The following is a 25555-nucleotide window of genomic DNA, read 5'->3' as shown; positions in this document are numbered from 1 at the left end:
CGTGCCCCGATGACCGTGACGGGCCCCGGCGCCGACGGGGTCGACACCTCGGGTCACGCCCTCGGCGGCCCCGAGGGCTTCGGGGAGGGGAAGCGCACCACCGTCACGGTGATCATCCCCACCTTCAACGAGGCTGCGAACGTTGAGGAGTTGCTCAGACAGCTCGCCGCCGCCGTGCCCGCGCATCTGGACTGCGAGGCCCTGTTCGTCGACGACAGCAGCGACGACACCCCGGCCGCGATCGAACGCGCCGCTCTCACCTGCCCGTTCCCGGTGAACGTCATCCACCGCGAGGTGCCCGAAGGCGGGCTGAGCGGAGCCGTCGTCGAGGGCCTGAAGGCCGCGACGTCGGAGTGGATCGTCGTCATGGACGCCGACCTCCAGCATCCGCCGTCCCTGATGCCCGAGCTGGTCGAGACGGGGCGCCGCACGCAGGCCGACCTCGTCGTCGCCAGCCGGTACGCGGGCGGCGGCAGCCACGCCGGGCTGTCCGGCCGCTACCGCGTCATGGTCTCCCGCACCTCGACCCTGGTGACGAAAGGGCTCTTCCGATCGGCGCTGCGCGGCATCAGCGACCCGATGAGCGGCTTCTTCGCCATCCGCCGCGGCATCGTGCACGCCCAGGCCGACATCCTCAAGCCCCTGGGTTACAAGATCCTGCTGGAGCTGGCCATCCGCTGCCGCCCCCGCACGGTCGCCGAGGTGCCGTTCTCCTTCCAGGAGCGATACGCGGGCGAGTCCAAGTCGACCGTCCGCGAGGGACTGCGCTTCCTCGCCCACCTGGTCTCGCTGCGCACCGCCACCCCGGCGGCCCGGATGGTGGTCTTCGGCCTCATCGGTCTGACCGGCTTCCTGCCGAACCTGTGCGGTCTCGCCGCGCTCACGGCCACGGGGATGCACTATCTGCCCGCCGAGGTGCTCGCCAACCAGTTCGGGGTGCTGTGGAACTTCGTCCTCATCGACGTACTCCTCTTCCGTGACCGGCGCGGGAACCGGCACTGGGCCGACCGCCTCGGACGGTTCGCACTGCTCGCCAACGCCGACCTGGTCCTGCGCATCCCGCTGATCGCGCTGCTCGTCGACGGCGCGGGCATGGAGGCCCTCCCCGCCACCGCCCTGGCCCTGCTCACGACGTTCGTCCTCCGCTTCATCGCCACCGAGCTTCTGGTCTACCTCCCCGGGCGCGGCCGGACCAAGCACGTGGACACCCCGCTGCCGCTGGAGAAGGAGGGCACTCCGTGAGCCTCGGGGCGCGCCCCGACGGCACGGACAGCGGCGCGCCGGCGCAGACGGACGACCGTGGCCTTGACCGACGGCGCGTCCGTGCACGAAGTATCCCGGTGGCTCGGACATCGCTCGACAGAGGTCGCCGTGGACCGGTACGGCCGCCTCACGCAGGACGGTCAGGAGCGCTGCCGTCAGGTCGTCGAGGCGGCCGTCGGCCCCTACATGCTCAGGTCAGCACATGCTCAGGTCAGCCCGAGCGACCGCAGGACGCGGCGCTGAGCCGGTGCTGAGTCGACGGGCCAGTAGACGTAGCAGACCCCTCCCGTGCCGCTCCTGACCTGCCCGTTCGCGTCGTAGCGCTTCGTGCGGAGCCAGATGTTCTCCCACTCACGCCGCCGGTAGACACGGCGCACCGCGTCGTTGGACGGCGAGGCGGGGTCGTTGGCGATCACGTCGCCGTCGGCCGTGAAGCCGATGACTGTCATCAGGTGGCCGGCTGTTCCGTACCCCGCGCCGGTCAGCTCGCCCTTGAGGAAGGACTGGGACGTGATGACCGGGACGCCCGCGCCGATCAGCGCCTCCAGGTCGGTCAGCGACCCGAGCCGGGTGACGACGGCGTTCATGTCTTTGTACGTCGCGGCGTAGGCGGCGTTGAAGGGCCAGTTGCCACAGCCCTCGTACTGATGGTCGAAGGTGTAGCGGGCCGCGTGGCAGACCTGCGGGTCGGCGAGGCCGGGCTTGACCCAGGCCAGGTCCTCCGGGGTGGGCTTGCGGCCCCAGTACTCGATGATCATCTGCGAGGAGGTGGGGCTGCACCAGGCCTCGCCCCCGTTGTCGTACTCCGGGTACTCCCCTTCATGGATGTTCTGCGAGTAGCGCGGCACCGTCAGCTCACGGGCGGTGCCGGGCGCCGCGGCCGGGACGGTGAAGCGGTCAGGGATGTCCGAGGCCATGGCGCCGGCCCGGTGGACCGTGGGCGTGAGGCGGGTGCCGGGGGTGCGGTGGAGGGTGAGCCTCAGGCGGTAGGACACCAGCCGCAGTCCGCTCGCCGCGTCGTCCACGGAGAGGGTGTCGGTCCAGACCGTGCTCCTGTCGTCGGTCTGGTCGTCCACGGAGGTGCGGCGGATGTCCGTGTCACCGGCGGCCCAGCGGCCCATCACGTACCAGGGCGTGTCCGTGCCGTCCGAGTAGCTGCCACGCAGCTCGATCTGGATCCAGGTGCCCTGAGGGGTGTGGGCGTTCCAGGACGCGATCACCTCGGTGGCGGGGACGGCCGAGCGGTGGACCGGGGAGGTCCAGGTCGCGTACTCCCAGGCACTGGTGGTGCCGGTGTGCGGGTCGGTGTAGTCGGTGCGTCCGGCGGGGGTGGAGATCACCAGGCCCGGCCGGGGGCCGGCGACGGCGCGGGTCCCGGCCGACGAGCCGCAGCGCCAGTCGGAAGAGGTGGTCCAGAAACGATTGTCCACGAGTGAGGCTGCCGCCGGGGATGAGTCGGTTCGGGAGGAGTCGGCGCTCGCCGGGGCGGCGGAGGCCGCGGTTCCCACTCCTGCCGCTGCCGCGATCGCGGCGGTGAGCACGGTTCTGCGTGAAGTCGGTCTGGTCATGGGCGAGACCCCCGGTCGTTGAGCGGAATGGGACTGCGGGTGCCGATCGGTGCGCCAACTATCGCGGGTCGGGGCCGGGTCCGGCCAGTGATTCGCCCCGTGCCGCAGCACCAATATTGGTCTGCTCCACTGACATGACCTGGACAGGGTCGTGCCAAGCCCGCAGGACTCGTAGGGTGGGGACCATGAACGACCTGGCGGACCACGCTCGCCGGCTGCTCTCCCTCGCCCCGTCCTGCGGACCGGTGCGGCTGATCGCCGTCGACGGCCACGCGGGGTCCGGCAAGAGCACCTTCGCCGGCCGCCTGGCCACGGCCCTCGGCGACGCCCCCGTGCTGCACCTGGACGACCTGGCCACACACGAGGAGCTGTTCGCCTGGACGAACCGGCTCCGGGCGCAGGTCCTGGATCCGCTCTCACAGGGAGAGCCCGCGCGGTACGCCCCGTACGACTGGACGGCCCGGCGCTTCGGGCCACCGAGAACACTGGACCCCGCCCCCGTGATGCTGATCGAGGGGGTGGGCGCGGGCCGCGCCGCGACGCGGCCGTTCCTCGCGGGGCTGCTGTGGATCGAGGGGGACAGCGAGGCGTCCTGGGAGCGGGGCAGGCATCGCGACGGCCCCGGGCTGTCCGACTTCTGGGACAGCTGGACCGTCGCGGAGCGGCGGCATTTCGCCGAAGACCCCTCGCTTCCCTTCGCGGATGCGGTGATACGGCGGGTGCCCACGGGGTACGCGTGGCTGGAAGGGCCTCGACCGACAGCGGTGGCGAGTCGGATCGTCACGGACAGTGAAGCCTGAGGGTTGCCGTACCCACCGGCAGGGAGCAGTCCCGTAGGCGCCCAACTCGGCTTGACCGAGGGGCCGTACAGGTCTTACGTTCTCAATGTGCGGCTTTTCGGAGCCCCCGCAGACGCGAAGCCCCCGGTTGTTCCCCCGTGATCGGGGGCTTCGTTCTGCCCTCTCGCCCCGGCGCGCGGAGCCCTTCACTCACCCTCGGTCACCGCCCCCCGATGCGCCGGTTACGCACTTAACCGCTCACTCCCTGTACAGGTACGATGCCTCTCGGGTGTGGTCAATTCCCGTCTCCGGCACGGTGATTAGGTGTGCCGCGCTGGGCATGCTGTGCGGGCGGGACATTCTGGGGGCACGGTTTGTGGGGGACCTGATGGACATCGGCACGCCGGGCGCGCAGGCCCCGGCCGACCTTGCCTGGCTTCGCGGAGTGGACGCCTACACCATGGGCGCGTATCCGCAGGCCGAGGAAGAGTTCAGAACCGCGGTACGTCTCGATCCCGGCATGGCGGACGGCTGGCTGGGGCTGCACGCGCTGCGGATCGACACCACCACCGCGCTGTTACGCATGTTCCGCCATCGCGACCGCTTCGGCGAGCAGCGCACCCGCCATCACCGCACGCTCAACTCGTGGTACTGGCTGGGGTGGTGGGTGCAGCCGGTGCTCGAGAGCCCGCGCGATCTGCTTCTCGCGCATGCCTCGCACTGGCTGGACGGCCGCCATGTGCCGGAACTGGACCGGGCGTTGGCGGGACTGCCGCCGATCGACGCCGATCCCCAGGTGCGCTTCCTGCATGCCTGCCGCTCGTACCTGGTCAAGGACTGGGAGCAGCTCGTACGCACCACGGAGCGGCTCGTCGACGATCCGCTGCTCGGCATCGAGGCCGGGCTCTTCGGTGGGATGGCGCGGGTGCGCCTGGAGATGTACGGGCAGGCGGAACCTCTCCTGTCCGCCGCGCTGATGCGCTGTCGCAGCGAACAGCCGCAGCGCAAGGAACTGCGCTACTGGCTGGCGCGGGCCCACGAGGGCACGGGGCGCAGCGCGGCGGCCCTGCCGCTGTACCGGGCGGTGCACCGCGTGGACCCGGCGTTCATGGACACCTCGGCCAGGCTCGCGGCGATCTCCGAGGGAGACGGTTACGACGAGGCCGCCGATCTCGCCGCGGTCACGCTGGCCGGCTTCGGTTCGGACGGCTCGGGCGTGGAGGCCCGGACGGACGGCGACATGGCGCTCGGCACCGACCTGGTGGAGGGCCGTGAGCCCTGGCTCGGCGGCGACCCGGAGATCCCGCCCGGTGCCGTGGTACCACCGTCCGGGCCCGGCGGTAACGGGGCACGGGCGAAGCTGGGTGCGACGCGGGCAGCCGTCTTCCCGGCGGGGCCGAGCGACCCGGTGATGCTTGCGGAGGCCTTGGCCGAACTCGAGCGCATGGTCGGACTCGAACCGGTGAAGCGCCAGGTCAAGGCCCTGTCCGCACAGCTGAACATGGCGCGTCTGCGAGCCGATCAGGGACTTCCGGTGCAGCCCCCGAAGCGCCACTTCGTGTTCTCCGGCCCTTCCGGGACGGGCAAGACCACGGTGGCCCGCATCCTGGGCCGGGTGTTCTACGCACTCGGCCTGCTCGGCGGCGACCACTTGGTGGAAGCCCAACGGTCGGACCTGGTGGGCGAGTTCCTCGGGCAGACCGCCGTGAAGGCCAACGAGCTGATCGATTCGGCGCTCGGCGGAGTGCTGTTCGTGGACGAGGCGTACAGCCTCGCCAACTCGGGGTACAGCAAGGGCGATGCGTACGGCGACGAGGCCCTGCAGGTCCTCCTCAAACGGGCTGAGGACAACAGGAACCACCTGGTCGTCATCCTCGCCGGCTATCCGGAGGGCATGGACCGGCTCCTCTCCACCAACCCGGGACTCTCCTCACGCTTCACCACGCGGGTCGACTTCCCGAGTTACCGTCCCCTCGAACTCACCGCGATCGGCGGGGTGCTGGCCTCCGAGAACGGCGACGTATGGGACGAGGAGTCCCTGGACGAGCTGCGCAGCATCAGCGGTCATGTGGTCGACCAGGGCTGGATCGACGAGCTGGGCAACGGCCGTTTCCTGCGTACCCTGTACGAGAAGAGCTGTGCTTACCGCGATCTGCGGCTGTCCGGTTACGCCGCCGCGCCGACCCGGGACGACCTGGCCACGCTGCGGCTGCCGGATCTGATGCAGGCGTACGGCGAGGTGCTGTCGGGGCGGGGCCCGATCGGCCGCGGGACACAGGAGCCCGGAGGCCTTTAGGGCGTGGTGCCGCAGGACGGCCCCGGCGGGACCGTCCTGCGGCGGCGTCAGCCGAGAGGAGCCATGACCGTCGGCGTCTCCACCGTGCGGCGGGGCACCGAGACGCGGTGGGCCGGGTCGCGGACCTCCCCCACGAGCATCTCCAGGACGTCCTCCATGGCGACCAGACCGAGCACCTTGCCCGACGCGTCGGCGACCTGGGCGAGATGCGTGGCCGCACGGCGCATGACCGTCAGGGCGTCGTCCAGGGGGAGTTCCGCCCGTACGGTCGCCATCGGGCGCCAGATCTGCTGCGGAACGGCCCGCTCGCCGTCCTCCAGCTCCAGGACGTCCTTGACGTGCAGATAGCCCATGAACGGGCCGCCGCCCTCCGCGCAGACGGGAAAGCGTGAGAAGCCGGTCCGTACGGTCAGCTCCTCGACGCTGCGCGGGGTGACGGAGGGGTCCACCGTGACCAGGGACGCCCGGTCGAGCAGCACGTCGGTGACGGGCCTGCTGCCCAGTTCGAGGGCGTCCCCGAGGCGATCCCGCGCCTCGGGTTCCAGCAGGCCTGCCATGCCCGCGTCCTCCACCAGACGGTTCAGCTGTTCGCTGGTGAAGACGGCCTCGACCTCGTCCTTCGGCTCGACCTTGAAGAGCCGAAGGACGAGCGTGGCGCATGCCCCGAGCGCGGAGGTGACGGGCCGGCAGAGCCGGGCGAAGCCGACCAGGCCGGGGCTGAGCCACATCGCGGTCTTCTCGGGGGCGGCCATGGCCAGGTTCTTCGGGACCATCTCGCCGATGACGAGGTGGAGGAAGACCACGGAGACGAGGGCGACCGCGAAGCCGAGCGGATGCACGAGCCCTTCGGGCAGGTGCGCCGCCTGGAAGACCGGTTCCAGGAGGTGGGCGACGGTCGGCTCCGCCACGGCGCCGAGCGTGAGGGAGCAGATGGTGATGCCGAACTGTGCGGCGGCCATCATCTGCGGCAGGTTCTCCAGGCCGTACAGGACCTGTCTGGCGCGGCTCGACCCACCTGCCGCGAGGGGTTCGACCTGACTGCGCCGTACGGAGACGAGCGCGAATTCGGCGCCGACGAAGAAGCCGTTCGCCAGCACGAGGAGACCGGCGAAGACCAGCTGTACGAGGCTCATCGCACGGCCTCCAGCAGTTCCTGGGTGAGCCGTTCCGGCTGTTCGTGCCGCTGCGGCCGGCCCGCCGGAGCCGACGGTATGTCCGCCAGACGGACGAAGCGGACCTGTTCGGCACGGTAGTGACCGACCTGGCGGACGGCGATCCGCCAGCCGGGCAGCTCGGTCCGGTCACCGGGTGCGGGGATGCGTCCCAGCAGATCGGCGACCAGCCCCGCCACTGTCTCGTACGGCCCGTCGGGCACGTCGAGGCCTATCCCCCGCAGGGTCAGCACCCGGGTGCTGCCCTCCACGTCCCAGCCGGAGCGTCCGTCGTCGGCGACGACGGGCGTCAGCTCGGGGCGGTCGGCGCCCTCCACGTCGTGCTCGTCCCGTACCTCGCCGACGAGTTCCTCGATGATGTCCTCGAGGGTGACGACACCGGCGGTGCCGCCGTACTCGTCGACCACGACGGCGATCGGCTGCTCGCTGCGCAGCCGCTGGAGCAGCTGTTCGACGGGCAGGGACTCGGGCACCAGGAGAGGCGGCACGGCGATCCGGCTCACCGGGGTGCGCAGCCGGTCCGGGGAGGGGACGGCCAGGGCGTCCTTGAGGTGGACCATGCCGACGACCTCGTCGATGCGGTCGCGGTAGACGGGAAACCGGGACAGGCCGGTGGCCCGCGTGAGATTGAGGACGTCCGCCGCGGTCGCGGACGCCTGCAGCGCGCTGACCTTCACCCGCGGGGTCATGACGTGCTGCGCGGTGAGACCGGCGAGGGACAGGGTCCGCACGAAGAGATCGGCGGTGTCCTGCTCCAGGGTGCCGGCCTCGGCGGAGTGCCGGGCCAGGGAGACGAGTTCGCCCGGGCTCCTGGCGGAGGCGAGTTCTTCGGTGGGTTCGACGCCCAGCAGCCGGACCAGCCGGTTGGCGACGGCGTTCAGAGCGGTGATCACCGGTCGCAGGAGGGTCGAGAAGAGGTGCTGGGGCCCGGCGACGAACCGGGCGACCTGGAGCGGCCGGGAGACCGCCCAGTTCTTCGGTACGAGCTCGCCGATCACCATCTGGACGGCGGAGGCGAACAGCATGCCGATCACGACGCTCACCCCGGGAACGGCCCCTCGGGGCAGTCCGGTGGCGGTGAGCGGTCCGGCGAGCAGCTGGGCGAGCGCCGGTTCGGCGAGCATGCCGACGACCAGCGAGGTGATGGTGATGCCGAGCTGGGTGCCGGAGAGCTGGAACGAGAGTTCGCGCAGGGCGGCGACGACGGTACGGGCCCGGCGGTCGCCTTCGGCGGCGGCGCGTTCGGCGTCCTGCCGTTCCACCGTGACGAGCCCGAATTCGGCTGCCACGAAGAACCCGTTGGCGAGGATGAGAAGGAATGCCGCGAGAAGCAGCAAGAGGGGGGTGGTCATGCCGCCGCCTCCGGAGAGAGGGCGGCGCAGGTACTACCGGACGATCCGTCCATTGCTGGAGGGAGTCACTCCTTGGGTCGCAGGAAATGCCCCGCAGGCCTTGAGGGCCTTCTGGTGCGGGGCGGGGCGCACCCGGTGCGCCACCGGTCCCAGAATAATCGGGATCGGGCCGTACGGGGCAGAGGGCTCAGCTGTTCTCCGTGGCGTCGTTCACTCCGCTGCCGTGGAATTCGGCGAGAGCGCGGAGTGTCCGGGCGTCGCTGATGGCCCGTTCTCTGGCGATTCCGGGCTGGATGCCGAGTGCGGGCATGCTGGTGCCGTCGCTGAGATCGAGGAAGACCCACGGGTCACCGGCGCGCAGATTGACGCGCAGAATCTGCGCCCAGGCGAGTCGGCGGGTGCGGGTGATGTTGACGACCGTGACCCCCGCCTCGTCGACGGTGATGCGGGGCCTGCTGAGCAGGGCGAGGACGCCGAAGAACAGCAGGGCCACGAAGACGAAGCTGGTCCGTTCCCCCGCGCTGAGGTTCTCCAGGATCATCGCGACCGCGGTGATGACGACGAACATCGCCGCCCCCACGGCCAGCAGGACCACTCGGGTGAGAGTGGGCCTGAAGGTGGCCGGAAGGGCAGGGAGTCCGGGCGGCCGGGGCGCGGGGTCGGACATGGCGGCGCTGTCGTCCTTAAGGTGTGCTGTGGTCCGGCTCAGGGGTCTGGGTCCGGCTGGGGCCTGCTGTCAGAGGCGGCAGGCGTGGATGGCCGTCGTGAGGATGGCGCGCGCACCCAGCTCGTACAGATCGTCCATGATCCGCTGGGCCTCCTTGGCCGCGACCATGGAGCGTACGGCGACCCAGCCCTCGTGGTGCAGCGGGGAGATGGTGGGCGACTCCAGGCCCGGGGTGAGGGCTACGGCGCGCTCCAGGTGCTCGACGCGGCAGTCGTAGTCCATCATCACGTACGAGCGGGCGACCAGGACGCCCTGCAGACGGCGCAGGAACTGCTGCACCTTGGGGTCCTCCGCGTCAGCTCCCCTGCGGCGGATCACGACGGCTTCCGACGTCATGATCGGCTCGCCGATGACCTCGAGTCCGGCGTTGCGCAGGCTGGTGCCGGTCTCGACGACGTCGGCGATGACCTGGGCGACACCGAGCTCGATGGCGGTCTCGACCGCGCCGTCGAGGTGGACGACGGCGGCCTTGACGCCGACGTCGGCGAGGTGTGCCGCGACGATGCCCTCGTAGGACGTGGCGATCGTCATGCCGTCGAAGTCCTGGGGGCCGGTGGCCGTGCCGGGCTTGGTGGCGTAACGGAAGGTCGAACGCGCGAAGCCGAGCTGGAGGATCTCCTCGGCGTCGGCACCGGAGTCCAGCAGCAGGTCGCGGCCGGTGATGCCGATGTCGAGGCGGCCCGAGCTGACGTAGATCGCGATGTCGCGCGGCCGCAGGTAGAAGAACTCGACCTCGTTGGTCGGGTCGACCAGGACGAGTTCCTTGGACTCTTTGCGCTGCTGGTAGCCGGCCTCATGGAGCATCGCCATCGCAGGTCCGGAGAGTGAACCCTTGTTGGGAACGGCGATGCGCAGCATGAGGTCGGGTTTCCTTTGTGCGGAGGGATGGTGCGGAGGGATCTTCGGGAGATGCGCGGGTGGCTCAGAGGTGGGCGTAGACGTCGTCGAGGGAGATTCCGCGGGCGACCATCATCACCTGGACGTGGTAGAGCAGCTGCGAGATCTCCTCGGCGGCGGCTTCCTTGCCCTCGTATTCGGCGGCCATCCAGACCTCGGCGGCCTCCTCGACGACCTTCTTGCCGATGGCATGCACTCCCTTGTCCACCAGCTCGGCGGTGCGGGAGGTGGAGGGGTCGCCGTCGGCGGCCTTGAGCTGCAGCTCGGCGAAGAGCTCTTCGAAGGTTTTGTTCGCCATGATGGTCCTTAGAATACGGGGTCGTGGAGCGCCGCTCAGCGCCAGGGTTCGCTGACGGTGCGCAGTGTGGCGGCGGTCGCCACGGCGGCGGTGACCGCTTCGTGCCCCTTGTCCTCGTTGGAGCCTTCGAGTCCGGCCCGGTCCAGAGCCTGTTCCTCGTTGTCACAGGTGAGCACACCGAAGCCGACGGGGACTCCGGTGTCGACCGTGACCTGGGTGAGGCCGTTGGTCACGCCCTGGGACACGTATTCGAAGTGGGGAGTGCCTCCGCGGATGATCACCCCGAGGGCGACGATCGCGTCGTAGCCGCGGCCGGCGAGCACCTTGGCCACCACGGGGAGCTCGAAGCTGCCGGGGACCCGGAGCAGGGTCGGCTCGTCGATGCCCAGGTCACGCAGGGCACGCAGGGCCCCGTCGACGAGTCCGTCCATGACCTTCTCGTGCCACTGGGCAGCGATCACCGCAACCCTCAGGTCTCCGCAGTTGCGTACGGACAGTTCGGGTGCGCCCTTGCCGCTCATGTCTCTCCTGTGTGTTCGTCGGTGCTTACTGGTTGCCGCAGGCCGACGCGGGGGCGTCGAGCCAGGGCAGGTCGTGTCCCATCCGGTCCCGCTTGGTGCGCAGGTACCGCAGGTTGTGCTCACCGGCCTGTATGGGCATGGGTTCACGCCCGGTGATCTCGAGCCCGTGCCGTACGAGCGCGGCGGTCTTGTCCGGGTTGTTGGTCATCAGGCGCAGGGTGCGCACGCCGAGGTCCCGCAGGATCCGGGCGCCCGCCGCGTAGTCCCGGGCGTCGGCCGGCAGCCCGAGTTCGAGGTTGGCGTCGAGGGTGTCGGAGCCGAGCTCCTGGAGTTCGTACGCGCGCAGCTTGGACAGCAGCCCGATGCCGCGGCCCTCGTGCCCGCGCAGGTAGACGATGATCCCGCGGCCCTCGGCGGTGACGCGTTCCATGGAGGCGTGCAGCTGGGGACCGCAGTCGCAGCGCTGGGACTGGAAGATGTCGCCGGTCAGGCATTCGGAGTGGACCCGGACGAGGACGTCCTGGCCGTCTCCGATGTCACCGTGGACGAGTGCCACGTGCTCGACGCCATCGGTGACGGAGCGGTAGCCGTACGCGGTGAACAGGCCGAAGGCGGTGGGCAGCCGGACCTCGGCCTCGCGGCGCACGGTGGGCTCGGAGCTGCGGCGGTAGGCGATCAGGTCCTCGATGGAGATGATCGTGAGGCCGTGCTTGCGGGCGAACGGGACGAGTTCGGGCAGCCGCAGCATCACGCCGTCCTCGCCCGCGATCTCGACGATGGCGCCGGCGGGACGCAGCCCGGCGAGCCTGGCCAGGTCGACGGCGGCCTCGGTGTGGCCGTTGCGGACGAGTACGCCGCCGGCGCGGGCGCGGAGCGGGAAGACGTGGCCGGGGCGTACGAAGTCGCCGGGGCCGGCCCTGCCGCCCGCCAGCATCCGGAGCGTGGTGGCGCGGTCGGCCGCGGAGATCCCGGTGGTCACGCCGTGCTCCGTGGAGGCGTCCACGGAGACGGTGAAGGCCGTCTTCATCGACTCGGTGTTGTGCGTGACCATCTGCGGTAGTTCGAGACGATCAAGCTCGTCGTCCTCCATGGGCGCGCAGATCAGACCGCGGCACTCGCTCATCATGAAGGCGATGATCTCGGGGGTCGCCTTCTCGGCGGCGATGACGAGGTCGCCCTCGTTCTCCCGGTCCTCGTCGTCGACGACCACGACGGGCCGTCCTGCGGCGATGTCCCGGACGGCCTGCTCGACGGGGTCGAGCGTGAGGTCCTCGAGGGTGCGGTCGTGCAACCAGGTGGGCTGGGCAGTCATACCGTGGCTCCTTCCAGAGCGGGTGTCCGCGTACGCAGCCACCAGTCGCGCATGCCCCACAGGACGAGGGCGCCGTAGACGACGTAGATGAAGCCGGAGAAGGCGAGTCCGCTGTGGAAGTTGAGCGGTACGCCCACGAGGTCGACGAGCAGCCAGGCGAACCAGAACTCGACCATGCCGCGCGCCTGGGCGATCATCGCCACGAGCGTGCCGGCGAAGATGTAGGCATCCGCCCACGGGCTCCAGGAGAGCGACGGGAAGGCGGTGAACAGCCCGCCGACGGCGAGCGTACCGAGCACGGCGCCGCCCACCAGGTACCCGCGCTCGCGCCAGGTGGCGAAGCGTACGGCGATGGACCCGTCCTGCGCCTGCTGCCTGCCGCGGGTCCACTGCTGCCAGCCCCAGACGGCGACGGCGATGACGATCAGCTGCTTGCCGACGCTGCCCGCCTGCTGCACGGAGACGTTGGCTGCCACCAGGACGACACCGGACAGGAGCTGGGCCGGCCAGGTCCAGACCGAGCGGAGCCAGCCGAGGGTCAGGGCGATCAGGCCGATCGTGTTGCCGATCATGTCCGACCAGATGATGTGCTGCCCGAAGGCGGTGAACGCCTCCGAGTTCAGCCAGTCCAGGGCGCTCATGCGACGGGCTCCCCGGATTCCGGCGCGGCGCCGTGGCCGAGCAGCCGTTCGACGTACTTCGCGAGGACGTCGACCTCGAGGTTGACCGGGTCGCCGGGCTCCTTGATGCCGAGCGTGGTCAGCGCGAGGGTGGTGGGGATGAGGCTGATGGTGAAGTAGTCGGGGCCCGCCTCGACGACGGTCAGGCTCACGCCGTCGACGGTGATCGAGCCCTTCTCCACCACGTAGCGGGTCAGCCCGGCGGGCAGGGAGATCTTGACGATCTCCCAGTTCTCGGAGATCCGGCGCTCGACGATGCGGCCTGTGCCGTCCACGTGCCCCTGGACGATGTGCCCGCCGAGGCGGCCGCCCAGAGCCATCGGGCGCTCCAGGTTGACCCGGGAGCCTGCCTCGAGGGCGCCGAGGCTGGAGCGGTCCAGTGTCTCGGCCATGACGTCGGCGGTGAACTCGTTCTCCCCGAGGTCCACGACGGTGAGGCAGACGCCGTTGACGGCGATGGAGTCGCCGTGCTTGGCGCCCTCGGTCACGACGGGGCCGCGAAGTCGGAAGCGGGAGGCGTCGTCGAGCTTCTCGACGGCGGTGACCTCACCCAGTTCTTCGACAATTCCGGTGAACACTCAGTTTCCCTTCCGAGCAGGGACGGGGACGGCGGTGATGCGCAGATCGGGGCCGATACGGACGGTCTCGGTCACGTCGAGGCGCAACGCCTGGGAGATGGTGGAGATTCCGGCGTCGGCAAGGGCTGCCGGGCCCGCGCCGAGGAGGACCGGGGCGAGATAGCCGACGACGGTGTCGACCGCTCCCGCCGCGACGAAGGAACCGGCCAGGACCGGCCCGCCTTCGAGGAGTACGGAACGGATGCCCCGGCCGTGGAGGGCAGCGAGCAGGGCGCCGATGTCCAGGCCGGGCCCGGTGGCGGCGCGCGGCAGGCGCAGCACGGCGTCCTCGGGGAGGTGGCTCGCGTCGGCGTCGTCGGCGACCGCGATCAGGGTGGGCGCGGTCCCGTCGAGGACCCGGGCTCCGGGCCGGACGGCGGTGGCGCCGGTGTCGACGACCACCCGGAGCGGCTGGCCGGCGCCCTTGATGCCGCGTACGCCCAGCTGGGGGTCGTCGGCGCGGGCGGTGCCGGAGCCGACCACCACGGCGTCCGCCTCGGCACGCAGCCGGTGGACGTCGGCGCGGGCCTCGGGGGAGGTGATCCAGCGGCTGGTGGCGTCGGCGGCGGCGATCCGGCCGTCGAGGGCCGCCGCGTACTTCCACAGGACGTACGGACGGCCCAGGCGGACCGAGGTCAGCCAGGCGGTGTTGCCGGTCTCCGCCTCGTCGGCGAGGAGGCCCTGCTCCACCTGGACGCCTGCGGCGCGCAGGGTGTCGGCACCGCCCGTGGCCTGCGGGTTCGGGTCGCCCACCGCGTAGACGACACGGCGGACGCCGGCCTCGACGAGTGCCTGGGCACACGGGCCGGTGCGTCCGGTGTGGTTACAGGGTTCGAGGGTGACGAAGGCGGTGCCGCCCCGGGCCCGCTCACCGGCCTCGCGCAGGGCGTGGATCTCGGCGTGCGGCCCTCCGGCGCGCTGGTGGAAGCCTTCACCGGCCTGTTCCCCGGCGGCGTCGAGGACGACGCATCCGACGACCGGATTCGGGCTGGTGGAGCCGAGTCCGCGGGCTGCGAGCGTGATCGCCCGCCGCATGGCGGTTCTTTCGGCTGCGGTGGCCACCGGGTCCTCCTGCCTCTTCGGGCACGGACTCCGGGGCCTGTCGATGACGACAGATGAAGCGGAACGCAACAGGGGAACGCCGAAAACCGGCTGCACGGACGAGGTGATCCGGAGCATCCCGAAAACCCGTCCGCCGACGGCGGCGTACCTGTGACAACCCGCCGCGCACTGCCTCCCATCCGGACTTTCACCGTCGGTCCAGGAATCTCACCTGGTCAACCGGCCGCTGGATGCGGACGGGTCGCGGACTATAACCGCCGGCTCGGAATTACACCGACCCCGGAGTGCGCTGCTGCTGGTACAGCACTCATTCTGCCACGTCTGGCTACGGTCCATGCGGGTGACTTCTGTGGGACAGCTCACAGAGCGTGTGCGCGGGCGGTGGGAACAGTGATCACGGGCGGGCCTGGCGGAGGCTGCCCCCAGCCCCGAACCGGCTCCGGGCCCGGCGTCGCGAAGTTAACCGGCCAATACTTGTCGCGCCCATGACATGTCACTGCTTCTGCGGGACCGTCCAGAACAGGCCCGGTCCCGCGTCCCGCCGCGTGCGCGGACCTCAGCCGCACCCCCACACGAACGCGGCACAAAGGAGTGACATGCGGCTCGCACCGAAACTCTCCTGTATCACCGCCCTGGCCGTCGCGGCCGTTGCCGGTGTCTCCACCGCCGCAAGCGCGATGGACCTCGCAGCATCCCAGAAGGTGGACGGCTCCATCACCGTCGCGGGCTCCACCTGCACCTGGGAAGACGCCACCGCCAGCGCGGACCCGCCCTCGGCCCTGACCGTCGACCACTCCAGCGTCAACAGCGGCGTGAGCTGCACCGGTGGCGCGAGCGCCTCCCTCAACAGCGACGCGACGCTCACCTTCGACGACGAGGCCGGGACCGCGACGTCCGACCTCATCGACATCACGGTGAACCAGAGCATCGTCTCCTGCTCCTACAAGGCCCCGAACGTCACATGGAGCCGCGACGGTTCGACCCGGACCTACCAGAACCAGACGTTCACCGCGTCGAAGAGCTCGGGCAGCTTCCTCTGCCCGTCCTCAGTCACCCTCGACCCAGGCGCCGCTTCCCTGAGCTTCCACTGACCCGGCCCGCCCCGATACGGGCTTCCGGTCCGACCTGGACCGCAGCGCACGCCGGGCGGCGTGGCGGATGATCCGCCGCGAGGAGAACGTGGACGAGTAGGTTCCGTGCACACGGAGGCCCTCACCGGGCGCCGGTTCGGCGCCCGGTGGGGCCTCCCTCGTACGTTGCTCAGCCGGCGACGAGCCCGACGAACCCAGCCCAGGCGGTGGGCCCCACGGTCAGCACCGGGCCATCGGACTGCTTCGAGTCCCGGATGTGTACGCGGGCGGCTTTCGCAGCGACTTCAACGCACTCGCCGCCGTCGCCGGTGCTGTAGCTGCTCTTACGCCAGGCGACCTCGATGCATTCGCCACCTTCAGCCCCGCTGTAGCTGCTCTTGAACCAAGCCAGCCCTTGCGTGACAAGAGCGTCAGTGGTCTTCATAGCTCTCCCAGCAACTTCTCGATGAACACCAGAGACTCCTGCGGAGTCAGAGCCTGCGAACGGATGATCCCATAGCGTGCCGCCACGGAGCGCACCTCGTCGCGATCGGTCAGCAGGATGCTGCGTCCCTGCACCTCCAAGTAGGCAATTTGCTCGCCACTCCTGCGCGTAATCAAGGTGAACGGCCCATCCAGCCCGGCGTTGTCGTCGCGCACCGTCGGCATGACCTGAATTTCGACGCTCCGCTGACGCCCCACAAGCAGAATCTGCTCAAGCACGCCCCGCAGCACCACCTTCCCTCCGAACGGCCTCCGCAGCACCGCCTCCTCGATCACGAAGCTCGTCAGGGGTGCGGGCCAGCGATTCAGAACCTCCTGCCGAGCAATGCGTGACAACACGCGCTGCTCGATGGTGTCTTGATCCAGTAGCGGCCGTCTCATCGCGAGGAGGGCGCGGGTGTACTCCTCAGTTTGCAAAAGTCCAGGTACTGCGCTCACGGCATACAGGAAGAGTTCCAGCGCCTCAGCCTCCAGCCGCGCAGCGTCCCGGAAGAACGCCGGGTACTGCGACCGGGCCAGCTCCTCCTTCAGCGCCACCAGCAGCCCACCGGCGTCCAGCACCCGGTCCGCCTTATCCACGAACTCCGGCTGCGGGATGCGCCGCCCCTGCTCGAACGAGGCCACCGACTGCGCCGCGTACCCCACCAGCTTGCCGAACTCCTCTCGCGTGAACCCCGCCCGCACCCGCAGAAGCTTCAACTGCCGCCCGAACGCGACCGCCACGCCGTTCTCCGGTTTGCCCTCCGGCTGCGCCCCCGACGGGGCCACCGCCCCCGCGCCCATGGCCGCCTCGTCCTGCGTCATCGCCACCCACCTGTCCCACGTGCCTACACGCCTCGGCCCCTCACGTACAACCAGCCTCTGAGGGAGGGCTCTTCGAGGTTCCGCCACACCGACGACACCGGCCCCGGAAGGCAGCGCCCGCTCCGGCTCGTCCCACTCGGGCACCGTAACGACCCGCTCTCCCGCACGCACTCCATTCCGCCCGCGTTCCATCGAAGGAGTGGCCCGACGCTCGACGCCCGAGAGCCGAGCTTCGAGCACCGGACTTGGCTCGTTCACTCGTTGGAGGGACGCGATCACGGGTGCGGGCCGGACGCTTGAGCTTCGGGTTTCGAGGGCCGGGATGCGAGCGTCGAGATCCGAGCGCTGTTGTTCACCCGGTAGGTAAAAGAAGGGTTTTGGGAAAACCTCCCGCCCTCCCTGCCCCGTCACGGCCAGCCGGTATGACTAACGGTGATCAGCTTGCGGCTCACCGTCACCGATGCTTACGGTGCCCCCAACGAATCGACCCCGACGAGGTGCGGAAACACCAGGCCGGGGTCTCACCCCAAGATCGAATCGAGCGATCTCGTGGCTACCGAGCACCTTAGCCCTGCCCTTCGCGCACCCGCATCCTCGCGCCCGTACGCGAAAGCGCGCCCCGGTTACGGCAAGCGAAGCGCACCAGAGCAACGCCCGCCCCGTACCGATGACTTCGCCCTGATGCCGGAGCGCGAGCGGCACATCGCCGGATACGTCGACCGGCTCCCCGACGGCGCGGCCATGGACATCAAGTCGCTGGCCAAGAGCCTCCCGCTATACGGCCAGATGGCCGTTTCCAGCGCGTTGAAGGCCCTCGGAGTGGCGGGGCATCTGCGGCGCGTACGCTGCCTGGCCGGCGAGGGGGACCAAGTCCGCTGGGTCTCCCGGACCTACTGGTCCCGTACGGCCCGCGACAACGAGTGGTGGGACGCGTTCCTGACCACCGAGGGCAGCCACACCATGCCGGAAGCGACACCCGCTCCCCCGCCTACCGACGCCGAAGCTCACGTCGCGTCCCCGACCTCAACACCCGAGCCGCCGACTGCTCCCGCGCCCGCATCGCCCGCCGTGCCCCAGCAGAGCACTTCGGCGGCAGCAGCGGTCGCCCCCTCCCCCGCGTACCTCGCCCTGGCCCAACTCGGCCGCCAGGACACGCGCCTGACACTCTCCGCAGCCGACTGCCGCGCGCTGGAGCCCCTGGCCGCCGACTGGTTCACACGCGGCGTGAACGCCGACTACCTAACCCAGGCCCTCACCGCAGGCCTCCCCGCGCAGGTCGGTTCCCCCGTCGGCCTCGTACGCCGCCGCCTCACCGACAAGCTGCCGCCGCAGGTGACCAGCAGCCCAGCCCCCGCTACGGCCCTCGCCCCGAAGCGCCGCCTTCTCGCGGAGTGCACCGAATGCGGCCGCCCCGGCTCGCCCGAAGCACTCCCCGACGGCCTCTGCCGCCCCTGCCGGAGCACTCCGCCGGAGGCGCCCGCCACTCTCCCCCTGCCGAACGCGACGTGCACGCACTGGTCGGACAGCTCCGCGACCTGACCCGCCTGCCCTGACCCGGCCGGGGCCGGCAAGAACGAGAGCACCGACGCAAGCTCCACGGAACCGACTGGGTCCGAGGCCGCGACCGTCGGCCCTGGGCAGTCCCCAAGTCAACGGACCTCAGGCATACCCGCCTGCTCCTCGTGCGTACAGGCCCTGCAGGCGCCACGTAAAGCCACTCCATGACAGTGCGTCACCTCTGGTCACATTCAGACATGGCGGAGCAACGTTGAGGAATGACCAGCACGCAACCGCCCCTCCCCGTCCGCCCGGTCCGTACCCCTCGCGCCCGATTCCCCTGGCACCATTTCACGATGCGTTTCAGCTCCACTCCGCGCGGCGCCCGCCTCGCACGGCGCCTGACCGGCGAGCGCCTCGACGCCTGGGGCATCCCGTACAGGAGCGATGCGGTCGATTCGTTGCTGCTGATCGTTGCCGAGCTCAGCAGCAACGCAGTACGCCACGGTCACGTATCCGGCCGCGACTTCCGCCTCCGCCTCTCCGCCGAGGGCACGAATATCCGCATCGAGGTGACTGACACCGGGGGCGAACGCCTCCCGGCCCCCACCGACCCGGCCTTGCCCGATCAGGAGGGCGGCCGCGGCCTCCTGTTGGTCGCAGCCTCGCCGACCGCTGGGGCTGGTACCCCTGCGCGGACGGACCGGGAAAGACGGTGTGGGCGGTTCTGGGAGTCTCCCCGTGCTCGTAACAGCAGGATCCAGCCAGTAGGCGATGCCACGTTGCATTCGAAAATCCGTGCGTGTGATGATCCTGCGCATGACCACGGGTGGGGACGGGATACCGGAGCAGCAGCGCAGGCGGTCACGGCTGGCGGACCTGGATGATCTTTCAGGGCCGCCCCCCGAGCGAGCGCCGCATGAGACGTCGGTGGAGGCCGAACAGGACCAGATGCGTACGGCCCGGCGAGAATTTGCAGTTCTGCTGGGTGAGTTCCGGCGGACGGCGGTGCTGGTGCCGCTGGATGAGGCCGGTGACCTGTGGTCGGCAGAGCAGAACGGTGTGCGGTGGATCTGTGCGTTCTCGGACGAGGAGGCGCTGGCCCGGTTCGCGTTGGCCCGTGGGGACGCCGGGCGGGAGTGGACGTACCAGACCGTTCTGGGTGCCAGGTTGCTGGACGTAATGGTGCCTTTGCTGCCGGGTCCTGCGGGGGTTGCGCTGGATGCGGGCAGCTCAAGCGGCGGGATGTTGTTCCCGCCGGTGGCGGGCATTGTGCCGGAGGCGGTTGCGGTTGATCTCGGGGGGATGCAGTGAGCGGGGAGAACGCTGATCTTCAGGTGCCGCCGGAGGCGTTGGCGGAGATCGCGAAGGGGATCGATCTGGCGCATGCGGAGCTGAAGGAGCTCGGGTTCATCGGCCAGGCATCGACGGGCCGGGGCTTTTCGGATCTCGCCTTGTCAGGGCTGGAGTTGGGGCATGGCGGGCTGACGTCGGAGTTCGAGACGTTCTGCGATCGCTGGGAGTGGGGTGTGCGGGCCCTGACGCAGAAGGGGAACGGCTTCGCTCTCGGAGTCGGGTTGTCGGCGGGTTCGTATGCGGAGCAGGAGCAGTACGTCAAGGACTCGATCAAGATCGGCGTGAACTCCCTGAACGGGAATCCGCATGCGACCGAGGACGAGGTCAAGGCGATGAGCTGGGACACGATCAGTACCCAGTCCGCCTACGACAACCCGGACTACAGCCGCGAGTCATGGGACGCCGCCCACGCCGAGGTCAAGCAGACCTGGAGGGACACTACTTATGACGTGGAGGATGCCGCGCTCGACTCGATGGAGCGCAACGGGCTGATGGACCCGGAGGTACGGGCGGCGGCGGATGAACGGCTCAAGGAGCAGTTGGATCCTTCGCAGGAGACGATCGATCAGGCTGAGCAGCCGCGGTGGGGGGAGAGTCGCTGATGGTGGACTGGGGGAAGTGGGGTGCCGCCCTCTACGACGGTGCGGGCAATCTCGTCGACAAGGGCAAGGAGGTCGTCGGCGAGGGCATCGACAAGGGCACGGACATCGTCGGCTCCGGCTTGGAGAAGGTCGGTGCCGATGAGTGGGCGGATGCAGTCGAGGACTGGGGCGATGAGACCGCCTCCTCGCTGGGTGCGGACGTCGGCGAGCAGCAGCTCGGTCAGACCGAGGAAGCGAACGAGCTGATCCATGGCAGGCCGGAGAAGATCAGTGCGGCGGTGAAGAATCTCCGGGACTTCCAGAAGGCGTTCGATCTCGTCGGTGGCGGGATGAAGAAGCTCGATTCCGGTCATTGGAAGGGTGAGGCTGCCGACGTTTTCCGGGCCAAGTTCCAGACGCTGCCCACTGACTGGTTGCGGGCGGCGGATGCGTTCGAGGACGCGGCCAAGGCGTTGGAGACGTTCGCCGGGGCGGTCGCCAGCGCGCAGGGCAAGGCGGGTGAGGCGATCGCTCTCTACAAGGAGGGCAAGCAGGACTACGAGACTGCGGCAGCTGCCTTCAAGGAGAAGGCGGAGGCCTACAACGCGGTCCGCAACACCGACCATCCGCTCCCGCACCCCGGAACGTTCTCCGACCCGGGCGCGGCCAAGCGCCGGCACGCCCAGGAGATCCTCCAGCGCGCCCGGCAGGCGCGCAACGAAGCGGGCGAAGCCGCCAAGGGTGCGATCACGGCCGCGATGGCGCACGCCCCGAAGGAACCCACCGGCCTGGACCGGGCCAAGCAGGAGCTCATCGACTACAGCGTCGGCCAGAGCATCGAGCTGGCCCATGTCGGCGGCGGTGTCATCAAGGCCAGCGCGGGGCTGGTGAACTTCGTCCGCTCGGTCAATCCTCAGGACCCGTACAACCTGACGCACCCGGCCGAGTACTACAAGGGCGTCAACATGACGCTCGCCGGCCTCGTCTCCACCGCCGCCAACCCCGACCGCGCACTGAAGAACGCCTGGGACGCGGCAAAGGGAGACCCCTCCGAGTTCATCGGTCGGCTCCTGCCTGAGCTGGTCGGCACCAAGGGCGGGGGCCTCCTCAAGGGCGGCCTGCGGGCCGGAATGAAGGACCTCCCCGAACGCCCCAAGGGCCCGAACCGCCAAGGCCACGAGGAGAACCCCGACCCCAATGGGCAGCAATGCAGCAAGGTCAAGTGCGCCAATGACCCGATCGACGTCGCGACCGGGCGCATGCTGCTCCCGCAGACCGACATCGTGCTGCCGGGCTCACTGCCCCTGGTCTTCGAGCGCGTCTTCGACTCTTCGCACCGCGCAGGCCGCTGGTTCGGCTCCGGCTGGTCGAGCACGGTCGACCAACGCCTGGAGATCGACGCGGAAGGCGTGGTCTTCAGCTGCAACGAGGGAAGCCTGCTCGCCTACCCGCACCCCGCACCCGGCGTCCCCGTCATGCCCACGCACGGCCGCCGCTGGCCCCTGGACCGAGTGAACGACGGCTACACAATCACCGACCCAGAAACCGGCCAGGTCCGGCACTTCGTCGACCAGCCCTCCGGGGAGCTGGCGCTCTTGGCCCAGATCGACGACCGCAACGGCCGCTGGATCGCCTTCGAGCACGACGAGGCGGGTGCTCCGACATCGATCGTGCACCACGGCGGCTACCACCTGAAACTCACCACACACGAAGGCAGAGTCACCGCCCTGCACCTGGCAGGCGCCGCCCCCGACGGCACCGACCAGGAGATCCTCCGCTACGGCTACACCGACGGCCACCTCACCACAGTCACCAACTCCTCCGGCAAGCCTCTGCGCTTCGACTGCGACGAGCTGGGCCGCATCACCGCGTGGACCGACACCAACGGCAGCCGATACGAATACGTCTACGACGAACACGACCGCTGCGTCTACCAGACCGGCACCAACGGCCACCTCGAAGCCCACTTCACCTGGGACGACACCGACCCCACCACCGGCCTGCGCATGACCTCCATGACGGACAGCCTCGGCCACACCACCCAATACGTGATCAACGACCGCTCCCAGGTCGTCAGCGAAATCGACCCTCTGGGCGCGGTCACCCGCTACGAGCACGACCGCTACCACCGACTGCTCTCCACCACCGACCCACTGGGTCACATCAGCCGGTCCGTGTACGACGAGGCCGGCCGTCCAACCGTGGTGGAGCGGCCGGACGGCCGGCAGACGCGAGCCGAATACGACGTGCTCGGTCTCCCAGTACGCATCATCGGCACTGACGGCAACGTCACACGGCAGAGCTTCGACATGCGCGGCAACCGCACGGCGGTCACCGATTCCACCGGAGCAACGACGTACTACACGTACGACAAAGCGGGCCACCCGCTGCGTGTGACCGACGCCTCGGGCAACAGTTCCGCTATCCGGTGCGACAAGGCTGGGTTGCCCATCTCGATCACCGACCCTCTCGGTGCGATCACTCGCTACAGGCGTGATGCATTCGGCCGCCCGGTGTCAGTTGTGGACGAGCTCGGAGCAGTCACCCGCTTCGAGTGGACGGTGGACGGGAAACTCGCACGCCGCTGGGACGCAGATGGAAGCGAACAGTGCTGGTCCTACGACGGGGAGGGCAATTGCGTCAGCCACACCGATGCCTTGGGCGGAGTCACCGCATTCGAGTACACGGATTTCGACCTACTGGTGGGCCGGACCGACCCGGACGGAGCGCACTATGAGTTCCGCTACGACTCGAACCTCCGACTGACCCAGGTCTCCAATCCGCAGGGCCTGACCTGGAAGTACGCCTACGACCCAGTCGGCCGAATCATTCGTGAGACCGATTTTGACCATCGGACGCTTGTCCACGCGTACGACCCCGCAAGCCGGCTCACGGCCCAGACGAACGGCCTCGGGCAGACCATTCGATTCGAACACAATGACCTGGGCCAGGTAGTTCGCAAGGACATCGAGGGTAGGGTCACCACATTCGAGTATGACGTCTTCGACGAGCTAGCCTTGGCGACCAGTGTCAACGTCACTCTTACGCGCATACGCGACCGTTACGGACTACTCAGGTCTGAAACTGTCAACGGTCGCACGATCACCTTTGAGTACGACGAACTAGGCCGCCGAATTGGGAGGACGACCCCCGCAGGGACCGTCAGCACGTGGACGTACGACTCAGCGGGGCGCCGGGCCTCGCTCACTACGTCGGGGCGCACGCTTTCCTTCGATTACGACGCCGCGGGCCAGGAACTGGCCCGGCATATCGGCGAAAACATCACGCTCAGGCACTCCTTCGACGCCATGGGCCGCCTCACGGACCAACGTGTCAGTGGCGGTGACCGTATCCTTCAACGGCGCGGATACGAGTATCGAAGGGACGGCGGGCTGGTCGGCATCAACGACCGCCTCTCTGGCAGCAGTCGCTTTGACCTCGATTCGGTCGGCCGGGTGACGGCGGTGCACTCAGCACACTGGACCGAGCGGTACACCTACGACAAGGCAGGGAACCAGTGTTCGGCTTCCTGGCCGGATGCGCACCCGGGCCAGGAAGCCGTTGGTCCTCGCAGCTACTCCGGCACTCTGATCCGCCGAGCAGGTGACGTCCGATACGAACACGACGCACAGGGGCGGGTTACCCTGCGTCAGAAAAAACGTGTTTCACGTAAGGCCAACACGTGGCACTACCAATGGGACGCCGAAGACCGACTCGTCTCGTTGACAACACCGGATGGCACTCTATGGCGATACGAGTACGACGCACTAGGTCGTCGTATCGCGAAGCAACGCCTATCCGATGACGGGGAAACCGTACTGGAACAGGTCACCTTCGTCTGGGACGGCATCACATTGTGCGAGGAGGTGAGCCAAGGCGCCGCGATGCCCAACGTGGTCACCCTCACGTGGGATCATGATGATCTCCGTCCTCTTGTCCAAATGGAGCGCATCGCTGCTGCAGATGCTCCGCAGGATACGATCGACGAGCGTTTCTTTGCCATCGTCACCGATCTGGTGGGAAGCCCCAATGAGCTCATCACGGAATCTGGAGAGCTGACTTGGCGCACTCGCCGTACAGCATGGGGAGCCACTGCGTGGAATAAGGACAGTACAGCTTATACGCCACTGCGCTTCCCAGGACAGTACTTCGATCCGGAAAGTTTGCTGCACTACAACTATCTCCGGTACTACGACCCCGATGTTTCCCGCTACATCAGCTCGGACCCGATCGGCTTGGAAGGCGGTCCGAACCCGCGCTGGTACGGACCCAATCCGTACACGTGGATGGATCCACTGGGATTGGCACTGTGTCGAATAAAGCCGAGATTGGAGGATGGCAATCCGAAGCAGGGGTGGCAGCACATCTATGAGCGCCATATCGGCGGTACGGCTGCGGGTGGACACGGCGATCTAATGCCCCCGACTACGACCCGCGCACAGGTAGAAGCAGCGGCGGACAAGATCATCGAAAAAGGCACGCGAGTATCAGACCCGAATCGCACCATTCAGACGCTGGAGAAGCGGATGAAGGTCAATGGAATGCGAGCCGTCTACCGCCTTGTCGTAGATTCTTCGGACGGAAATCGCATTATCACTTTCTTCCCGGTAGGAAAGAGTTACACCCCATGATCAAAATGAAGTTTTCGGTACGCGCTGGACAGGGAGAGCCAAGCGGCTTTGATCTGGGGGATATTTACTGCGAGGGGGATAGCGGCACAGCAAAGTCGGTCGGCCATATTCCCGACCAGGGGATGATGATCTATCTATCTGTCACTCTCCTACTTGACTCCCTCAGGGACCTCATCACAGGAGAGCGGAAAGCTATCTCATTCACAGGTTCCGACACGTCGTTCCGACTGGATTTCAAGCGCGACAAAAAGGGAATCGTATCAGTATCGGCACAGGGTGAATTGATTGGGAAATCCAGCCTGGAGGATCTTGCATATGCAGTCCTCCGTCCGGCTCAAGAGCTCGCTGAGGGCAACCTGTCGCATCTTCCGGTGGGGGACCCCGTGAGAAGTGACTACCTTTCAGCTGTACAGGAGGTTCGCGCGAAATTGGCGTGAGAACAACAAGGGAAGATCGACTGCCCCGTTACCTTTTTTGTGGCCCCGCAATGGGGCGCCTGGCCCCCGGGCCCGGTATGGCTGTGTGCCCCCTGTCGAACGGATGACCTGGGGGGTGTTGCCGCCGGGCT

At 68.6% G+C, this 25555-nt stretch carries 22 protein-coding genes, 1 pseudogene and 1 riboswitch; of the genes and pseudogenes, 10 read left to right on the top strand and 13 right to left on the bottom strand.

Annotated elements, in window-relative coordinates; translation table 11 throughout:
- Nucleotides 1-9 precede the first annotated feature (9 nt).
- Nucleotides 10-1242, top strand: a complete 1233-nt coding sequence (locus tag ACFYQ5_RS35245) for a glycosyltransferase (RefSeq protein WP_389203592.1) — start codon at nt 10-12, stop codon at nt 1240-1242.
- 227 nt (nt 1243-1469) lie between these two features.
- Here the strand turns inward: ACFYQ5_RS35245 and ACFYQ5_RS35240 are convergent, their stop codons facing one another.
- Nucleotides 1470-2831 carry a peptidase C39 family protein gene (locus tag ACFYQ5_RS35240; protein ID WP_389203590.1) on the bottom strand — a complete coding sequence of 454 codons (1362 nt, stop codon included), beginning with the start codon at nt 2829-2831 and terminating at the stop codon, nt 1470-1472.
- A 185-nt stretch (nt 2832-3016) separates the two neighbouring features.
- Here ACFYQ5_RS35240 and ACFYQ5_RS35235 point away from each other — a divergent pair, with 185 nt between their 5' ends.
- Nucleotides 3017-3631, top strand: a complete 615-nt coding sequence (locus ACFYQ5_RS35235; RefSeq protein ID WP_389203587.1) for a uridine kinase — start codon at nt 3017-3019, stop codon at nt 3629-3631.
- Nucleotides 3632-3998: 367 nt separating this feature from the next.
- Nucleotides 3999-5906 (top strand): AAA family ATPase, encoded by a 1908-nt coding sequence (locus ACFYQ5_RS35230; protein ID WP_389203584.1) that lies wholly within the window; start codon nt 3999-4001, stop codon nt 5904-5906.
- 47 nt (nt 5907-5953) lie between these two features.
- On the opposite strand, the gene ACFYQ5_RS35225 is transcribed toward ACFYQ5_RS35230, so the two are convergent.
- The 10 genes from ACFYQ5_RS35225 to ribD form a co-directional block, all read right to left on the bottom strand.
- The gene (locus tag ACFYQ5_RS35225; RefSeq protein WP_389203582.1) at nt 5954-7039 is read right to left on the bottom strand and encodes a hemolysin family protein; all 1086 of its coding nucleotides are present in this window, start codon (nt 7037-7039) and stop codon (nt 5954-5956) included.
- Nucleotides 7036-8430: a hemolysin family protein gene (locus ACFYQ5_RS35220; protein ID WP_389203579.1), complete on the bottom strand. Its 1395-nt coding sequence runs from the start codon at nt 8428-8430 to the stop codon at nt 7036-7038. The genes ACFYQ5_RS35225 and ACFYQ5_RS35220 overlap by 4 nt, the downstream gene beginning before the upstream one ends.
- Before the next feature lie 187 nt (nt 8431-8617).
- Nucleotides 8618-9097 carry a PH domain-containing protein gene (locus ACFYQ5_RS35215; RefSeq protein ID WP_389203577.1) on the bottom strand — a complete coding sequence of 160 codons (480 nt, stop codon included), beginning with the start codon at nt 9095-9097 and terminating at the stop codon, nt 8618-8620.
- Between the two features lie 69 nt (nt 9098-9166).
- The gene (gene hisG / locus ACFYQ5_RS35210; protein WP_389203576.1) at nt 9167-10015 is read right to left on the bottom strand and encodes an ATP phosphoribosyltransferase; all 849 of its coding nucleotides are present in this window, start codon (nt 10013-10015) and stop codon (nt 9167-9169) included.
- 64 nt (nt 10016-10079) lie between these two features.
- Entirely contained in the window at nt 10080-10352 is a 273-nt protein-coding gene (locus ACFYQ5_RS35205) for a phosphoribosyl-ATP diphosphatase (protein ID WP_031097852.1), read from the bottom strand.
- A gap of 35 nt (nt 10353-10387) precedes the next feature.
- Nucleotides 10388-10873 (bottom strand): 6,7-dimethyl-8-ribityllumazine synthase, encoded by a 486-nt coding sequence (ribH, locus tag ACFYQ5_RS35200; protein ID WP_359475664.1) that lies wholly within the window; start codon nt 10871-10873, stop codon nt 10388-10390.
- Nucleotides 10874-10898: 25 nt separating this feature from the next.
- The gene (locus tag ACFYQ5_RS35195) at nt 10899-12185 is read right to left on the bottom strand and encodes a bifunctional 3,4-dihydroxy-2-butanone-4-phosphate synthase/GTP cyclohydrolase II (protein WP_389203575.1); all 1287 of its coding nucleotides are present in this window, start codon (nt 12183-12185) and stop codon (nt 10899-10901) included.
- Nucleotides 12182-12826: a nicotinamide riboside transporter PnuC gene (locus tag ACFYQ5_RS35190; protein WP_389203574.1), complete on the bottom strand. Its 645-nt coding sequence runs from the start codon at nt 12824-12826 to the stop codon at nt 12182-12184. Before ACFYQ5_RS35190 ends, ACFYQ5_RS35195 begins: the two co-directional genes overlap by 4 nt.
- Nucleotides 12823-13443: a riboflavin synthase gene (locus tag ACFYQ5_RS35185; RefSeq protein WP_389203572.1), complete on the bottom strand. Its 621-nt coding sequence runs from the start codon at nt 13441-13443 to the stop codon at nt 12823-12825. Before ACFYQ5_RS35185 ends, ACFYQ5_RS35190 begins: the two co-directional genes overlap by 4 nt.
- Nucleotides 13444-14544, bottom strand: a complete 1101-nt coding sequence (gene ribD / locus ACFYQ5_RS35180; RefSeq protein WP_389203570.1) for a bifunctional diaminohydroxyphosphoribosylaminopyrimidine deaminase/5-amino-6-(5-phosphoribosylamino)uracil reductase RibD — start codon at nt 14542-14544, stop codon at nt 13444-13446.
- Nucleotides 14545-14705: 161 nt separating this feature from the next.
- Nucleotides 14706-14836, bottom strand: a riboswitch (FMN riboswitch).
- A gap of 304 nt (nt 14837-15140) precedes the next feature.
- Here ribD and ACFYQ5_RS35175 point away from each other — a divergent pair.
- The gene (locus tag ACFYQ5_RS35175) at nt 15141-15635 is read left to right on the top strand and encodes a hypothetical protein (RefSeq protein ID WP_389203569.1); all 495 of its coding nucleotides are present in this window, start codon (nt 15141-15143) and stop codon (nt 15633-15635) included.
- A gap of 169 nt (nt 15636-15804) precedes the next feature.
- On the opposite strand, the gene ACFYQ5_RS35170 is transcribed toward ACFYQ5_RS35175, so the two are convergent.
- Together ACFYQ5_RS35170 and ACFYQ5_RS35165 are read right to left on the bottom strand one after the other, a co-directional pair.
- Nucleotides 15805-16059, bottom strand: a complete 255-nt coding sequence (locus ACFYQ5_RS35170) for a DUF397 domain-containing protein (RefSeq protein WP_389203568.1) — start codon at nt 16057-16059, stop codon at nt 15805-15807.
- Nucleotides 16056-16922, bottom strand: a complete 867-nt coding sequence (locus ACFYQ5_RS35165) for a helix-turn-helix domain-containing protein (RefSeq protein ID WP_389203566.1) — start codon at nt 16920-16922, stop codon at nt 16056-16058. Before ACFYQ5_RS35165 ends, ACFYQ5_RS35170 begins: the two co-directional genes overlap by 4 nt.
- 681 nt (nt 16923-17603) lie before the next feature.
- Between ACFYQ5_RS35165 and ACFYQ5_RS35160 the strand changes: the two genes are divergently transcribed.
- From ACFYQ5_RS35160 to ACFYQ5_RS35135, 6 genes and pseudogenes are all read left to right on the top strand, one after another.
- Complete coding sequence (locus ACFYQ5_RS35160) at nt 17604-18461, top strand: MarR family transcriptional regulator (protein WP_389203565.1); 858 nt, start codon at nt 17604-17606, stop codon at nt 18459-18461.
- 236 nt (nt 18462-18697) lie between these two features.
- A pseudogene (locus ACFYQ5_RS35155) lies at nt 18698-19170 on the top strand (ATP-binding protein).
- Nucleotides 19171-19238: 68 nt separating this feature from the next.
- A complete protein-coding gene (locus ACFYQ5_RS35150; protein WP_389203600.1) occupies nt 19239-19733 on the top strand; it encodes an SseB family protein in 495 nt (164 codons plus the stop codon).
- Nucleotides 19730-20377 (top strand): hypothetical protein, encoded by a 648-nt coding sequence (locus ACFYQ5_RS35145; protein ID WP_389203562.1) that lies wholly within the window; start codon nt 19730-19732, stop codon nt 20375-20377. Before ACFYQ5_RS35150 ends, ACFYQ5_RS35145 begins: the two co-directional genes overlap by 4 nt.
- Complete coding sequence (locus ACFYQ5_RS35140; protein ID WP_389203560.1) at nt 20377-24987, top strand: putative T7SS-secreted protein; 4611 nt, start codon at nt 20377-20379, stop codon at nt 24985-24987. Before ACFYQ5_RS35145 ends, ACFYQ5_RS35140 begins: the two co-directional genes overlap by 1 nt.
- Nucleotides 24984-25424, top strand: a complete 441-nt coding sequence (locus tag ACFYQ5_RS35135; RefSeq protein WP_389203559.1) for a hypothetical protein — start codon at nt 24984-24986, stop codon at nt 25422-25424. Before ACFYQ5_RS35140 ends, ACFYQ5_RS35135 begins: the two co-directional genes overlap by 4 nt.
- The last annotated feature ends 131 nt before the right edge of the window (nt 25425-25555 follow it).

Source organism: Streptomyces sp. NPDC005794 (assembly GCF_042871445.1).
GTDB lineage: Bacteria > Actinomycetota > Actinomycetes > Streptomycetales > Streptomycetaceae > Streptomyces.
Note: the sequence above shows the minus strand (reverse complement) of the source record. Positions and strands in the feature narration are given on the sequence as shown.